At 39.2% G+C, this 15,701-nt stretch carries 13 protein-coding genes; all 13 read right to left on the bottom strand.

What is annotated here, in order from left to right:
* Positions 1–22 precede the first annotated feature (22 nt).
* On the bottom strand, positions 23–574 hold the full coding sequence (gene lptA, locus HZC45_01980) for a lipopolysaccharide transport periplasmic protein LptA (protein ID MBI5681931.1): 552 nt from the start codon (positions 572–574) through the stop codon (positions 23–25).
* A complete protein-coding gene (lptC, locus tag HZC45_01975) occupies positions 561–1,124 on the bottom strand; it encodes an LPS export ABC transporter periplasmic protein LptC (GenBank protein MBI5681930.1) in 564 nt (187 codons plus the stop codon). The genes lptA and lptC overlap by 14 nt, the downstream gene beginning before the upstream one ends.
* A 41-nt stretch (positions 1,125–1,165) precedes the next feature.
* Positions 1,166–1,720, bottom strand: a complete 555-nt coding sequence (locus HZC45_01970; protein ID MBI5681929.1) for an HAD-IIIA family hydrolase — start codon at positions 1,718–1,720, stop codon at positions 1,166–1,168.
* Positions 1,717–2,682: a KpsF/GutQ family sugar-phosphate isomerase gene (locus HZC45_01965; GenBank protein MBI5681928.1), complete on the bottom strand. Its 966-nt coding sequence runs from the start codon at positions 2,680–2,682 to the stop codon at positions 1,717–1,719. Before HZC45_01965 ends, HZC45_01970 begins: the two co-directional genes overlap by 4 nt.
* Positions 2,683–2,979: 297 nt before the next feature.
* Positions 2,980–3,798 (bottom strand): 3-deoxy-8-phosphooctulonate synthase, encoded by an 819-nt coding sequence (kdsA, locus tag HZC45_01960; GenBank protein ID MBI5681927.1) that lies wholly within the window; start codon positions 3,796–3,798, stop codon positions 2,980–2,982.
* Entirely contained in the window at positions 3,795–5,417 is a 1,623-nt protein-coding gene (locus tag HZC45_01955; protein ID MBI5681926.1) for a CTP synthase, read from the bottom strand. The genes kdsA and HZC45_01955 overlap by 4 nt, the downstream gene beginning before the upstream one ends.
* A gap of 94 nt (positions 5,418–5,511) precedes the next feature.
* Complete coding sequence (locus tag HZC45_01950) at positions 5,512–6,744, bottom strand: modification methylase (GenBank protein ID MBI5681925.1); 1,233 nt, start codon at positions 6,742–6,744, stop codon at positions 5,512–5,514.
* Positions 6,745–6,746: 2 nt separating this feature from the next.
* On the bottom strand, positions 6,747–7,427 hold the full coding sequence (locus HZC45_01945; GenBank protein MBI5681924.1) for a hypothetical protein: 681 nt from the start codon (positions 7,425–7,427) through the stop codon (positions 6,747–6,749).
* Between the two features lie 9 nt (positions 7,428–7,436).
* Entirely contained in the window at positions 7,437–8,252 is an 816-nt protein-coding gene (locus HZC45_01940; protein ID MBI5681923.1) for a hypothetical protein, read from the bottom strand.
* The gene (locus tag HZC45_01935) at positions 8,249–9,862 is read right to left on the bottom strand and encodes a hypothetical protein (protein MBI5681922.1); all 1,614 of its coding nucleotides are present in this window, start codon (positions 9,860–9,862) and stop codon (positions 8,249–8,251) included. Before HZC45_01935 ends, HZC45_01940 begins: the two co-directional genes overlap by 4 nt.
* 22 nt (positions 9,863–9,884) lie before the next feature.
* Positions 9,885–10,667 (bottom strand): 3-deoxy-manno-octulosonate cytidylyltransferase, encoded by a 783-nt coding sequence (gene kdsB, locus HZC45_01930; protein MBI5681921.1) that lies wholly within the window; start codon positions 10,665–10,667, stop codon positions 9,885–9,887.
* A 41-nt stretch (positions 10,668–10,708) separates the two neighbouring features.
* Positions 10,709–12,178 (bottom strand): RtcB family protein, encoded by a 1,470-nt coding sequence (locus HZC45_01925; GenBank protein MBI5681920.1) that lies wholly within the window; start codon positions 12,176–12,178, stop codon positions 10,709–10,711.
* Between the two features lie 28 nt (positions 12,179–12,206).
* On the bottom strand, positions 12,207–15,674 hold the full coding sequence (locus HZC45_01920; protein ID MBI5681919.1) for a DNA polymerase III subunit alpha: 3,468 nt from the start codon (positions 15,672–15,674) through the stop codon (positions 12,207–12,209).
* Positions 15,675–15,701 lie beyond the last annotated feature (27 nt).

Raw genomic sequence — 15,701 nt, 5'->3', positions numbered from 1 at the left:
GCAAGGTTAATGGTTTTTAATGTCACTTCTTCTCCTTTGCCGATGCTTCCCCTTTCTTTGAGAATATTACTGCTTTAACCCTGCCTGTCCCATCACCCTCAACAATGCTCTTATTATCATTTAGAAAGATAGTTATCTTATCACCCTTTACTGTATCACTGCCCTGTTGTGCCTGCGGGCTTCCTGTCAATACAACCTTACCCTCTGCCTTATAATATACAGCCCTCTCCCCGGTTGCAACCCTGTCGGGCTGTGTCATCCTGACATTGCCTGCAGCAACAATCTCCCTTACATCATCACCCTCTGTATAATATACATGCAGTGTATCGGAATACAACGTCATATCCTTCTGTTCTGCAACCACACTGCCTGTAAAGGTAACAACCTGTCCCTTCTTATTTGAGTCCATCCTGTTTGATGTTATTGTAATTGGCTGAGACAGTTCATTTGCCTTTGTCTTTTCCTCTGCATGTATAATAACAGGCAAAAGGCAAAAGGCAAAAGGCAAGATAAAGAAAGCCGTGAGCCGTGAGCCGTTTTTATAACCCATAACTTTACTTTTAAGTTTTTGCATGTTTTATCACCGTCCTTACATTTTTTAGTATTGAAACAGTTTCTTTGTTCATATCAAGAAGAAGTCCGTTTCCCTCTGCATATATTTTTGAACCGGTAAGAAACACCCTCTCTTTCGTGGTGATTTGTCTTTTACTTGATGTATAGTTAAGTGATGTTGTGGTAAGTTTGTATCCGTTATTGGATGTAACAACCACATCACCTGTCAACTCAACATCCTTTGTTTCATTCATTAATTTGCCTCTTTTGCCTTTAGCCTCATATATCTTCCCATCTTTAGAATAAAAGGTAATCTTTACATCCTCAAGTTCTGTCACATCACCTCCCTGAAAATATTGTGCGCTATCAGCTTCAAGTTCCCATTCCTTTTTACCATCTTTGTCTTCTATGTAGTGAATTTTACTGATGACCACATCAGCATTAGAAGGGGTTTGCGGTGAAATATCCTTTACACCTTTTTGCAGGCGGTAGTTCAAAAATAAAGATATGCTGATTGCAAAGACAAAGGCAATAAGGAGGATTGTTAAAAGTGTCTTTATATTTTTCTTCACAGCAAAAATTATACCAATTTGAGTATGTGGTGTAAAGATTTTTATGCGAGGTATTTTTTGATGGCATTTTCCCACTGCCCCTGTGTCTTAATGATGAGTTCACATGCCTCCCTGACAGCACCTTTCCCGCCCGGCATTTTTGTTATGTAATCAGAGAACTCTTTTGCCTCTTTAACACCATCAGGAACTGTTATGCTGACCCCCGCCCTTTTCAGAAGCGGTATGTCAACAAGTTCATCGCCCATGTATGCAGCATTTTCTGGTTTAAGGGATGTCTTTGCAAGTATGTCATTAAATGCAGATACCTTATCCATTGCCTTTTGATAGACCATCTTTATACCTAAGTTCTTTGCCCTGTGTCGGACAACACCTGACTTTCTTGCAGTAATAATAGCCACATCAACACCCGCATTCATAAGCATCTTTATACCGTGTCCATCCTTCACATCAAATACCTTTGTCTCCTTCCCATCATCATTATATATAATGCTCCCATCAGTCATAACACCATCCACATCAATGATGAGTATTTTTATTTTCTCTATTTTCTTCCTTAACTTTGAACTTTGAACTTTGAACTTTGAACTTTTTTTCATACAATCCCTGCCTTTAACAAATCGTGCAGATGTATTATACCGACAGGCTTATCTTTATCCCCTTCTTCAAATACAAAAAGGGTTGTTATGGAATGTTCTTCCATCTCTCTCAGGGCAGACTCTGCAAACTCTATTCTTTCAATCATCTTCGGGTTTACAGACATAATATCATCTGCATTTTTATCAAGGATATTACCGCCTTTTTCCAATGCCCTCCTCAAATCGCCATCGGTGATTACACCCATAAGATTTCCATTCTTGTCAATAACACCGGTAACCCCTAGTCTTTTTGCTGTCATTTCAAGTATGACATCTTTCATCAGGGTATTGGCAGTAACAAGCGGAATTGTTTTACATGTATGCATTAAATCTTCTACCCTTATCAGTTTTCTGCCAAGAGATCCGCCCGGATGCAGCATTGCAAAGTCCTCTTCCTTAAATCCCCTCTTTTCGAGGAGCGATACTGCAAGGGCGTCACCCATGGCAAGGGCTGCGGTTGTTGATGCTGTAGGCGCCAATCCCAAAGGACATGCCTCTTCTTTAATTGATATGTCAAGAAACACATCACCTGCCTTTGCCAGTGTTGAGTCCTTATTACCGGTTATTGAAATCAATTTTATGCCAAGCCTTTTGATGAGAGGTAGAATCTTTATTATCTCCCCAGTTTCACCGCTGTTTGATATGGCAATAACTATATCGTTTCTTGCTAGCATGCCCAAATCACCGTGAATGCCTTCGGCAGGATGAAGAAAAAATGCAGGTGTGCCAGTGGATGAAAATGTGGATGCTATCTTCTTGCAGATAAGTCCGCTCTTTCCTATGCCTGTAACAACAACCTTGCCTGTGGTCTTGAGGATAATATCAACTGCCCTTTCAAAATCTGCGCCTAACCTGTCGGACAAGCCTTTTATTGCATCCGCCTCAATGTCAAAAACTTTTTTTGCAATGTCTATGGTGTTCATAAAGATATTTTTATTTTGATGTTTAAGTTAAAAGGTTAAAGTAGTTTGCCGATTTATCGGCGTCTGTAACTCAAACCTTCAGGTTTGATACAATCAAGGCTAAAGAGCCTGTTGACAAAGTCTGAATTGAACCCCAAAGTCGTCATTCCCGCGAAAGCGGGAATCCATTTATAGGAACTGGATTCGTCCCCGAATGTTTCTATCGGGGATAAAAACCTCGGGAATGACAGAAAAATGGTTTGTCAACAGGCTCTAAAGCCTTGAGTTACAATACGCCCAATAAATTGGGCAACTACATTATTTCTTTACCACATCATCCAATTCCTTTATTTGCCGCAAGAATTCCGGCAGGTCATTGAGTTTTAATGAATTCGGACCATCGCACAATGCCTTTTCAGGTTCTGGATGAACCTCTAAAAATAGTCCATCTATACCAACCGCAATTGCTGCCCTTGCAAGATAGGAAACCATCTCCCTTTCTCCGCCTGATGATGACCCCTTGCCCCCCGGAAGTTGAATGCTATGGGTTGCATCAAATACCACAGGATAGCCTGTTTCCCTCATTATCGGGATACTCCTGAAGTCAACAACAAGGTTGTTATAACCAAATGAAACTCCCCTCTCTGTTAAGATTATCCGCTCATTTCCTGCTGATTTAATCTTCTCAATTGCATTCTTTATATCCCACGGCGCTAAAAACTGCCCCTTTTTTATATTCACAATCTTTTTTGTTTTCGCAGCCTCTATGAGCAAATCAGTCTGCCGTGAAAGAAACGCTGGTATCTGGATGACATCCGCAACCTCTGAAACCCTTTTAACATCATCCTTGCAGTGGGCATCTGTTAGGATTGGCACATTAAACTTTTTTTTAACCTTGTTTAAAATCTCAAGACCTTTTTTCAAACCCGGCCCGCGATATGATTTTACTGATGTCCTGTTTGCCTTATCATAAGATGCCTTGAATATGAGCGGAATATTGAGTTTATTGGTTATCTCAATCAGTTTGTCTGCAATCAATAATGTTGCAGAAAGATTTTCAATAACGCAAGGTCCTGCTATTAAAACAAATGGAAGATTGCCTCCGATTTTCACATTTCCAATATTTATGGTTTTCATTTTGACTTTTGACTTTTGACTTTTGACTTTTCTTTAACCGCCGCCTTTATAAACTCCTTAAACATGGGATGGGGCGGCATCGGCTTGCTCTTGAACTCAGGATGAAACTGGCATCCGATAAAAAATGGATGTTCTTTTAACTCTGTTATTTCCACAAGATTTTTGTCAGGGGATAGACCGCTGAATACAACACCACAGCCCTCAAGCGCCTCTCTATAGTTATTATTTACCTCATATCTATGTCTGTGCCTTTCACTAATCTCTGTTTTTCCATAAATCTTGTACGCAAGGGTGTCTTTTTTTATAGTGCATGGATATGCGCCAAGCCTCATTGTGCCGCCTTTTGATGAAACCCCTCGCTGTTCAAGGAGCATATCAATTACAGGGTGTGGTGTATCAGGATTAAACTCACTTGAATTAGCATCTTTTAGTCCGCAGAGGTTTCTTGCCATTTCAATTACCGCAACCTGCATTCCAAGGCATATACCGAAAAATGGGAGTTTCTTTTCCCTTGCATACTGGATGGCGGCAATCTTGCCTTCAATCCCTCTGCTCCCAAACCCACCCGGCACAAGGATACAATCAACACCTTTTAGTAAAACTTTTGCGCCTACCTTTTCAATCTCTTCCGAATCTATATAGACCATATTCACTCGGCAATCATTGGCGATACCGCCATGTACAAACGCCTCTTGCAGACTCTTATAAGAATCCTGAAGGTTTATATATTTCCCAACTATCCCCACTGTTACCTCATATTTCGGGTTCTTTATCTTTTTAACTATCTTTTCCCAGTTATCAAGTTTTGGAGTCCTGGTCCATATATTCAATAGTTTTACAACCTTCTCATCAAGTCCTTCATTATGCAGTATAATGGGTATTTCATATACACTCTCCACATCAATAGCAGTTATAACAGCATCCCTGTCCACATTGCAGAAAAGGGCAATTTTTGCCTTCATTTCAGGCGGGAGCATCTTATTGGTTCTGCACAGGATTATGTCGGGTTGGATACCGATTTCACGAAGTTCTTTTACGCTGTGCTGGGTCGGTTTTGTCTTGACCTCGCCTGCTGTTGCAATATACGGAACAAGGGTCAAATGGATATAAAGGCAATTCTCTTTGCCCAGATCATATCTCATCTGTCTTATTGCCTCTAAAAACGGCAGGCTCTCAATATCGCCGACTGTCCCTCCGATTTCAACTATTACAACATCAACATCATCTGCAACCTTAAGGATATTCCCCTTGATTTCATCTGTTATATGCGGGATTACCTGAACTGTTCCGCCCAGATAATCCCCCCTTCTTTCCTTTGCTATAACAGAGTCATAAACCTGTCCTGTTGTAAAATTATTCTTTTTTGTGAGTTTTGCAGATGTAAACCTTTCATAATGTCCTAAATCCAAATCAGTTTCTGCCCCATCATCTGTAACAAACACCTCTCCGTGCTGGAACGGGCTCATGGTGCCGGGGTCAACATTGATATACGGGTCAAGTTTTTGCAGTGTAATGGTCAGCCCCCTGCTTTCAAGAAGCGCGCCTATTGATGCAGATGCAATCCCTTTGCCAAGCGATGAAACAACTCCGCCTGTTACAAAGATGAATTTGGTTTTTATATGTTTTTTAGGCTCTGGCATGATTAGGTTATTACTCTATAAACCTGTCCCCGCATGTTTTAAGCGGGGATAAGCCTAATTTCAAAATTTACTATTAGTCTTTAACTTTTTCACAAACTACAATATACTCTTGCGTCATTGTTCCTTTTCTAACACCCACTTTATTTGACGGCGAATTTTTAGACGGCATTGCCTTGTTTCCTAATAATCTTTCATAGGTCAAAATATGCTTAAATCCGTTTTGTTCAAATTTTTCTGCGATAAATTGGTCTGTCGGCAATTGAACATCTTTTACCCTGCGGTTTCCTACAACATAAATTGATTTTCCACCCTTTTTCACGCTCTTTGCAACATCTTTAATTGAACTTTCTAAATCATAGTAGAATGATGAAACCTCTAATGAACGTTTTATTGACTGCTTTGCAATCTGGTTTATATGATCAGCGATTAAACCATTACTGTATCTTCCCTTAACAAGTTTTCCACCCATTAAAAGATGATCAATTTGCCGTGCATATTTTATTCCTAATATTTCGTTTGAGAACATTGAGAATTGCCCATATGCAACAGTAGTTTTGCTGTCTCCATAAGGCGGGCTTGTCAATATAATATCAAAGTAATTCTCGCATTTTGGAAATTTGCTGTAATCAATTTGGATTTTAGCGTCAGTTAATCTTGGGAAATAATAACTTTCATAAATACCAATTATCTTGTTTAATTTGTCAAAATAAACTCCAAAGACATCGGGGTTGAAATTCAAAATTTCTTCATCCTTCATTCTGTATAATTTAAATTCATGATTTCTTGTATAAGAACATTCTCTCACACTTTCAGATAATGGCACTAAAAAGAGCCGCTTTATATCTTTTTCTTTAATCTTATCTATAAAATGCTTTAATACAGATAGGTTTTGCAAAACCTGTTTTGAAAACCAAAAATCAATGTTGTAGAATTTAGGAAGTTCAAGCAATTTTAAACTTTCTTCTTTTTTCACAAATTCATAGACTGCATTCCTTAATCTCTGCTTTAATAATTTAACTCTTTCTAAATTGACTTTGGTAAATTTTGTTCGTGAGATTAAGACAGCCAACGGATTTATGTCAAAGCCATGCATTTCATTCAGTCCCCTGTCAAGTCCAACGGTGAAGGAAGAACCTGAACCGCAATAAGGGTCAAGCAATTTGCCTTTTTTTATGCCCAACTCTTTGAAAATCTCAATGCCTATTTGCGGTATCATAGTGGCGGGATACTTATGCAGGTTTGGATATGAGGTGGCATAAGATTGTCCAATAAAATCGTATTTAGGATTTCTCATTACCCTATACATATCTATAAGTCCGTTATGCTTTTAAATAAAAGAGGCATCTTTTCTTCATAGGTTCTAAATCCTGTTCCGTGATTTCTTGCCATTGTGCCTTTATCATGTAGTCTCAAATCAACCAAAATATTTTCTGCTCTGAATTGGTCTGCCAAAAGTTCAGTAGAAGTCTCTTTCATTAGTTGAGCCCTATAAAAATGAAAATACTCTTTTCCATCTCGTTCTTCTGTAAAAGCAGAAACAAAAAGTAATGCGGGCATTTTTTGCATGAATCTATCGGCTAATGTTTGCAATTGCCAAGTTGCTACAACCTGCCCGGAAATATGCCTAACCGAAATTTCTGCATCCTGAACTTCAAGAAATAAGCCAGCGCTATTAGGCTTCAATGCCATTGTGTAATAAAGACCAATTCTGCCGTCTTTGTCTAAACTCCCATATTTTTTTACTGCCTTCAACGGCGGCATTTTCCAAACTTTCCTGTTGAATGTGAAAAGGGTAATTAAATTATTGCCTTTTGCTCTGTGGGCTTTTAATTCTATTTTATGCAAATCAGGCAAGGCAATGTTATTTTCTGCAAGTCCCAAATATGTTTCTAATGTATGTCCAATCCCTGTCGGCCCTTTTCTTGTTGACGGCACAAATCCTTTGGCTTTAAGTTCTTTAAACTTTTTTACAAATTCTTCTAACTGCATAAATTTCCCTTACTCTATAAATAAGCCTAATTTCAACTTGATTTTATTCTCTAATACTTCAACAAATTTATCAATGCTTGGTATCGGTTGGTGAGTAAATGCTTTGAGCAAGTTTGCAATCGTCGTTGATTTTTTGTCAACTAATTCAAGATTATAAACTGCACCATTTTCGGCTAAATCGTAAATATGATATTGTGTTTTATGATTTGCATTGTAATCCAAGTCTGTCAAACGAAAACGATTAACCATATTATCATAAACAAATTTTTGCATAATCCAGAAAATATTTTTATTCCACTTCTCCATAACTTGTCCTTTTATCAGCATTTGAATATAGGATAACTTGATTGTGTTGTAAGTATTCATTCCAAAACTATATTTGTTTTGCAGAACATCTTTTCCTTTCATAAAATCTTTAAGCGCTTGAACTAATTTGCCGGTTCCGGTAGTGGAATCCGATTGAAATTCTACAATACAAAAATCGTCAACTTCATTGCTTATTGGCTTGTGTTTAACAAGGACAAAATCAAAACTTCCAACATTGCTGATTTTAACTTCAGAAAAAAGCAAAACGTTGTTTGTGCTGCCAAAAGCAACATTGCAAGCATTTTTAAAAACTAAATTATCTTCTAAAAAGCGATGGGGACAAATAATAGGTTTTGCCCCGCTGTGATTTACAGAACAAACTCCCATCGGGTATTTGATAGTCCTGCTTTGTTTATCGCACTTGCTTTCTAAAAATCTGCAATAATATTTCTTTACTGCATTTTTTATTTCCGCTGTTTTACTTTCAACAGGGTATGTAAAAATTTCGTTTGGATTCATTTTTCAATTATTACGATTTCTTCTGGCAGCAGAACATTATGCCCTGTGCTTCTTCTCATTCTGAAAAGTTCTTTTTTACAATTACGGTATCCAATTTCTTGTGCCATTTCAATTAGAATATCGCAAACAGGAATATAAACGCCTTTAACAGTTTGGTCGCCAACTACCAACAGAAAGTGCGCATTTTTTTTCATTAAAGGGAAAAATTCTTTTAAGCATAAATACATATCGCCAAAATATTCTCTCACCATTCTCGGATAATCAAAACCCCAATTTTTATCTTTTGTTTGCTCATAAATTTTGTCTGACACAATTTGGACATCATTAAATTTTAGGGTAAAAACCTCCGATTTGCTTTCTTTGAAAATTAGTTTAGTGCTTCCTTTAACCATTTTTTTCTTGATTTGCTGAACATCATCCATATTTTTAACAAAATCCAGTAAATACATTTCAAGCCGTGTTTGTCGGGTATATTCCAAATCATTAGGATAGGGTGGTGAAGTAATAATAAAGTTTACTGTTTTGGGCTTAATGTATTTTGAAGCGTTCAGGCAAGTATCATTTATTAGTTTAGATTTTCCATAATGATTGTGCTTTTGAACTTTCTCTAAATCTTCGTGTATCTTAATCGCTTTTTTAGTGAACAAATCCCAAAATTCCTCCTTTTCTCTGAATGGGTAAAAAGTTGTCCCGGGACAAAACGAAACATAAGAAGCGTCCAAACACGACTTTGATAATGCAAGCAATAACAATTTTTTAATTTTTTTGTCAGTAATATCGTCAATTAAGTTTTTTAAGAGGTTTACTTCTTTTTGAAGAGAGGAACTTAACCATTGGTTAAGTTCCTTTTTGGGCATATTTTCTAAAAACCCTTTTTTATGTTCCATAGCATCATAGTCGTGGATTTTATCTAAAAATTGTTTGGCAATTTTTATTACCTGCTTTTTATAAAGAGTTAAATCAATGTCCCAAGTCGTTTTAATTTCTGAAATAAAAGTCATTAAAGGATTGGCGTCAAAGCCAACAGAATTGCAATGGAACATATTGGCGGAAACTAATGTTGTTCCACTACCCACAAAGGGGTCAACTACTAACGAACCGTGTTTTATTTTATACTCTTTAATCTTATCTTCAATGAGTCCGTATGGAAAATCCTCCAGATAATCATACCACTTGTGGATAACTCCATGTTTGTTTAAATCACTTATACTTTGCTCATTATCAAACAGTTTTAATGATAGACTGCCAGATTTGGCAAATCTTAAAATCCCGTCAGAATATTTCTTGTGTTTGTAATCATTCCTTTTGACAATCCTTGAAAATAAATCCGTGCAATATTCTGGCAGTCTAAAACCTTTAAACAAATCACCTTCTAAAAAATCTTTTCTAACAAGGGCATCTATTGCATCCTTTAATATTTTACTGTCTTTTGGATAGTCTGTTAATTCTGCCAAATCTTCAAGAGCGGTTTGCCTTTGTTCAAATAAATCAAGGTATATTCTTTGCAAAATCTGAACTTGCAAGAAAGGTAGTTTATTAGGATTGACAGTTCTATCCAGTGATATTGTTTTTGGTCTTTCAATTTTCGGTAAATTTAATAAAAGCGCCATATATTTTATCAACCTTTTATGCTCATGTTTTTCTTATAAAAACCCCCCTTACCCTCTCCAAATCCTCTTTTGTATCCACACCTATTGAATTATACCTTGTTTCAACAACCTTTATCTTATAGCCGTTTTCCAATGCCCTCAACTGCTCAAGTTTTTCAGCCTCTTCCAAAGGTGTTGGCTTCATTTTAGCAAATTTAAGCAGAAAATCCTTTCTGTAAACATAGAGTCCGATGTGTTTGTAATGTTCTTGCCCCTTGCCCCTTGCCCCTTGCCCCTGTTCTTTTTGACCCCTGACCCCTGACCCCTGACCCCTGCTTCTCACATACGGTATCGGCAATCTCGAGAAATAAAGCGCAAAGCCGTTTTTATCCGTTACAACCTTTACAACATTCGGGTCTAAAGCCTCGTTCTTATCGTCAATCCTTGTCTTTAATGTTGAAATCAGAATCGCAGGGTCATCAAGCATTGGTCTTATCGCCTCATCTATCATATCTGGCTCAATCAACGGCTCATCCCCCTGAACATTAACGATTATATCCGCATCTATATTATTTGCAGCCTCTGCTATTCTGTCTGTCCCTGTCCTGTGGTTAGTAGATGTCATAACAGCCTTACCGTTAAAACCTCTGACTGCATCAAAAATCCTTTTGTCATCTGTTGCTACAATCACATCATGGACAAGACTTGCCTTTTTTGTCCTTTCATAAACATGCTGGAGCATTGGTTTGCCTGCAATATTAAGGAGCGCCTTGCCTTCAAGCCTTGTTGACGCAAATCTTGCAGGGATTATGGCAATTATTTTCATCAACTGGATAATATCAGATACAGTCTTTATGTCAACCCCTACTATCCTTTCACGCACACCATTGGTCTGACCTTTGCCACCTTTTTATTGACCCCTGCCATGTGCATAATCTCTACGACCTTGTCAACATCTTTATATGCGCCCGGCGCCTCTTCTGCAGCCCCGGGCTTGCTTCTTGTTTTTATTATGATTCCTTTTTCTCCGAGTTCCCTTATTAGTTCATCACCGCGCCATCTCCTCTTTGCCTGCTCCCTTGACATTGCCCTTCCAGCGCCATGCACAGCGCTGCCAAAGCAGTCTTCCATACCTTTTTCTGTTCCTCTCAATATGTAAGATGCTGTGCCCATTGTCCCGCCGACAAGGAGCGGCTGACCAACATCTCTGTATGCCTTTGGCACTTCTTCCCTGCCCGGACCAAATGCCCTTGTAGCCCCTTTCCTGTGGATGAGGAGTTTTTTCTTAACACCATCTATTTCATGGCTCTCAACCTTAACAGTATTATGCCCCACATCATACAGAAGTTTTATATCCCTCATATCTATCCCAAAGACACGGCTTACACCCTTCCTTGTCAGATGACTTATTGCCTGCCTGTTTGCAAATGCGCAGTTTATCCCGCAGTTGACAGCAGTCCAATATCTCTGCCCTTCATCGCTTTTAAATGGTGCGCACACGAGTTCCCTTTCCCTTATCGGAATATTATATTTTCTGCTGGCTGCGTCCAGTGTCTTGAGGTAATCAGTTCCGATTTGATGCCCAAGCGCACGGCTCCCACAGTGTATTGCAATCAAAATCTGATTTTTATGGATGCCGTAAGCCTCTGCTGCCTTTTCATCATAAATCTCCTCAACCCATTGAACCTCCAGATAATGATTGCCTGAACCGAGTGTGCCGACCTGCTTAAACTGCCTCTCCTTTGCCTTAAAACTTACATTTTCAGGTCTTGCATCTGCTACCCTTCCGTTTTCTTCTATATAATCAATGTCCTCTGGAAAGCCGTATCCCTTTTCTACTGCAAACAAGGCGCCCTTTGCCAGAATCTCATCTATCTCCTGTATGGAAAGTTTTATATCTCCTGTTGAACCTACGCCTGCCGGCACATCCCTGAATAACTGGTTTGCCAGTTCAGTTTTTTTTGCCTCCACATCTTCCTTTGTAAGCGGTGTCTTCAAAACCCGGACACCGCAGTTTATATCAAAACCAACACCTGCGACACTTATAACACCTGTTTCTAAATCAAATGCGCCGACACCGCCTATTGCAAAACCATAACCGGGATGAATATCCGCCATTGCAAGAGATGCCTTTTGAATACCCGGGAGGCATGCCACATTTACCACCTGCCGGACAGCAGGGGTAAAACCGCTGCCCTTTTGTCCATCAGCATCCTTCAGGAGGTGCTGGATGGTTTCTTCATCACCATAAATCCTGCCCGGGACAAGCATATCCCCGCTTTTTGGCATCTCCCACAGATACGGTGTTATTTTTTTAATGGAGATGTCTCCATGCATATCTTCTCACCCTAAAAATATATACAGACTAATTCAAATACATCCCATCTTCACCCACAAGGTTTCTTATATCTTTCATCATCTCCTTTGTCGGTGCAACCTTTAAATCATCAGGAAGTGCAAGGACAGTCTCCCTGCTGTCAGGATACTTAAAGTGGCAGAATACAGGACAGTTACCTGAATATCTTTTAATGAGCGCCTTTAAATCAGCCATCTGACTATTATCTATACCAAGTGTTTTAATTACAAGATGAACTGCCTTTGTTAGTCTTATCCTTGCCTCCTCAATCGGGTAAATCTCCTCTGCTACAAGTTTGACCTTTTCCTCTGTCCTATCAATCCTGCCTTTTACAAGTATTGGAATATCACTTGCAAAATATGGATTTGCCTTTTTATATAAATCGGCAAATACTGTAACCTCTATAAAGCCCTTTAAGTCCTCTAGGACAACAAATGCCATCCTGTCGCCTTTCTTGGTTATCTTCTCATTCTTTGATATTACAACACCACCCATCCTTACACCATCACCATCCCCTTTCCCTGTAACGGTCTCTGTGTCTGCATTTGTATATAACCTGATTTCTTCATCAAATCTTGCAAGGGGGTGTCCTGTTATATAAAAACCAACTGCCTCTTTTTCATGGGCAAGGAGTTCATTTTCATGCCACTCTTCGCCTTCAGGAAGGCTCATGACAGAGGGCTCGTGGCTGAATGCAAACATACTTACCTGACCGCTCTGCCTATCTGCCTGCATGGTCTGTGATGTGCCCATGATAGTGTCAATGTTTTTTATTAGGACAGACCTCTTTGCACTGCTAAAATCAAATGCACCACATTTTACAAGGCTTTCAATAACCCTCTTGTTGACCTTTCTCATATCAACCCTGTTTAAGAAATCAAAGATGGATGCGAATCTTCCATCCTTTTCCCTTGTATTTATAATTACCTCTATTGCAGCGGATCCGACATTTTTAACAGCAGCAAGACCAAACCGTATGCCTTTATTTGTAACAGTAAAATCCATTGAACTTTCATTTATATCAGGGGGCAGGATTTCTATGCCCATGGTTTTGCACTGCGCAATATATTTAATAACCTTCTCAGTATTTCCCATATCAGATGTCAGAAGCGCCGCCATAAACTCGGTAGGCCAATGTGCCTTCAGATATGCGGTCTGGTAGGCAATAAGGGCATAGACAGCGCTGTGGGATTTATTAAAGCCGTAACCTGCAAAGTTCGCCATCAAATCAAATATCTTTTCTGCTGTCTTTTGAGGTATCTTATTCTTTTTTGCACCTTCAATAAATTTCTCCCTTTGAAGAACCATATCTTCAGGGAGTTTCTTGCCCATTGCCTTTCTTAAGACATCTGCATCACCAGGGCTAAAACCGGCTAGGGTCTTTGCAATCTGCATTACCTGTTCCTGATAGACCATGACACCGTAGGTATTTTCAAGGGCATCTTTTAAAAGTGGATGCTCATAGCGGATAGAAATCTTACCGTGTTTTCTTTTGATAAAATCATCCACCATACCACTCTGTAAAGGGCCTGGTCTATAAATGGCAATAACTGCTGTAATATCTTCAAATGTTTCGGGTTTGAATTTAACAAGCACATCCTTTATCCCTGAACCTTCCATCTGAAATATACCGTCTGTCCTGCCTGATGCAATGAGTTTGTATGATGCCAAGTCGTTCATGGGGAGGCTGTCCATATCAATATCAATCCCCTTGTTCTTCTTTACCAGTTTTATTGTCCTATCTATAACGGTCAGTGTCTTTAAACCTAGAAGGTCAAATTTTACAAGCCCCATCTTTGTGACGCCGTCCATGTCAAACTGGGTTGTAATAACCTCTTCCTTCTGACTCTTGTATAAAGGCATGTATTCAATAATCGGTCTGTTTGCTATGACAATGCCTGCTGCATGGGTTGAGGCATGACGGGGGAGTCCTTCAAGCACATTTGCGATTTCAAAAAGTTCTCTGACCTGTTTATCCTTTGTTATGAGTTCTTTTAATCTCGGCTCTTGTTTAATAGATTCATCCAGGGTAATGTCTAAAACATTTGGAATAAGTTTTGCGATTTTATCTGCCTCATTGTATGGTATATCCATTGCCCTTCCAACATCCCTGATGACTGCCTTTGCCTTCATCTGTCCGAATGTTATGATTTGTGAGACATTCTCCTGTCCGTATTTTCTTGTTACATACTGTATGACCTCATCCCTTCCCTCATAACACAAATCCACATCTATATCAGGCAAACTAATCCTGTCAGGGTTCAGAAACCTTTCAAAGAGGAGATTGTTCTTTATCGGGTCAAGGTTTGTAATCTTAAGGCAGTATGCAGCAAGACTCCCGGCAGATGAACCCCTGCCAGGTCCAACCGGGATATGTCTTTGCCTTGCATAGTTTATAAAATCAGCAACAATCAAAAAATAACCTGCAAACCCCATGCCTTTTATTGTCTTCAGTTCTTTCTCCAGCCTTTCGTAATACTCCCATTTTCTGGACTCCACATCTTCTCCGCTGCCTGCCATTACCTTAAGTCTTTGCTCAAGCCCTTTCCATGCCTCCTTTTCCGCAAAACTATCAAGTGTATCGCCTTCAGGCACAGGGAAATGGGGGAGATGATGCTCCCCTAGTTTAAGTTCAAGATTGCACCGCTCAGCAATCTCTACGGTGTTTTTTATTGCATCAGGGATGTCTTTAAATGAATCTATCATCTCTTCAGGGGATTTAAAGTATAGGTCATCTGTATTAAATCTCATTCTGTCTTTGGAGTTTATTGTCTTGCCTGTCTGAATGCAGAGGAGTATTTCGTGTGCATAGGCGTCCTCTTTTTTGAGGTAATGGCAGTCGTTTGTTGCAACTACAGGGATATTAAGTTTACCACTTATTTCAAGGATGCCTTTATTTACATCATCCTGCTTGAGAATCTTATTGTTCTGAAGTTCAAGATAAAATCTGTTGTTTGCGAATATCTCTTTGAACTCCTGAGATACTTTAATTGCCTTGTCAATATTACCAATGCCTATAAGGTATGGTATCTCGCCGTGCAGACAAGAGGATAGGGCAATTAGCCCCTCATTGTGTATTTTTAGTAATTCCTTGTCTATGCGCGGTCTATAATAAAAACCTTCAAGGTGTGCCAGTGTGAGCATTTTACACAGGTTTTTGTAGCCTACGGCATTTTTAATCAAGAGGATTAAGTGATAGGAGGCATCCTTTCCGCCATTTCCAGAGTTTGAGGCAGACTTATCAAGTCTTGAATTAGTGGCAACATAAACCTCACAGCCGATTATAGGTTTTATTCCTGCCTTTTGTGCCTTTATATAGAACTCTACAGCACCAAAGATATTGCCGTGGTCTGTCATCGCAAGGGCAGGCATCCTATACTGTTTTGCCTTTGCAAAGAGGTCATCCAGCCTGATAGCGCCATCCAGAAGGCTGTATTGTGTATGGATATGCAGATGGACAAAATTGGAGTGATGCATAAAGGATTTGACAGATTAATCAGACAA

The organism is Deltaproteobacteria bacterium (assembly GCA_016223005.1).
In the GTDB taxonomy this organism is placed as follows: Bacteria; Desulfobacterota; GWC2-55-46; order UBA9637; family GWC2-42-11; genus JACRPW01.
Note: the sequence above shows the minus strand (reverse complement) of the source record. Positions and strands in the feature narration are given on the sequence as shown.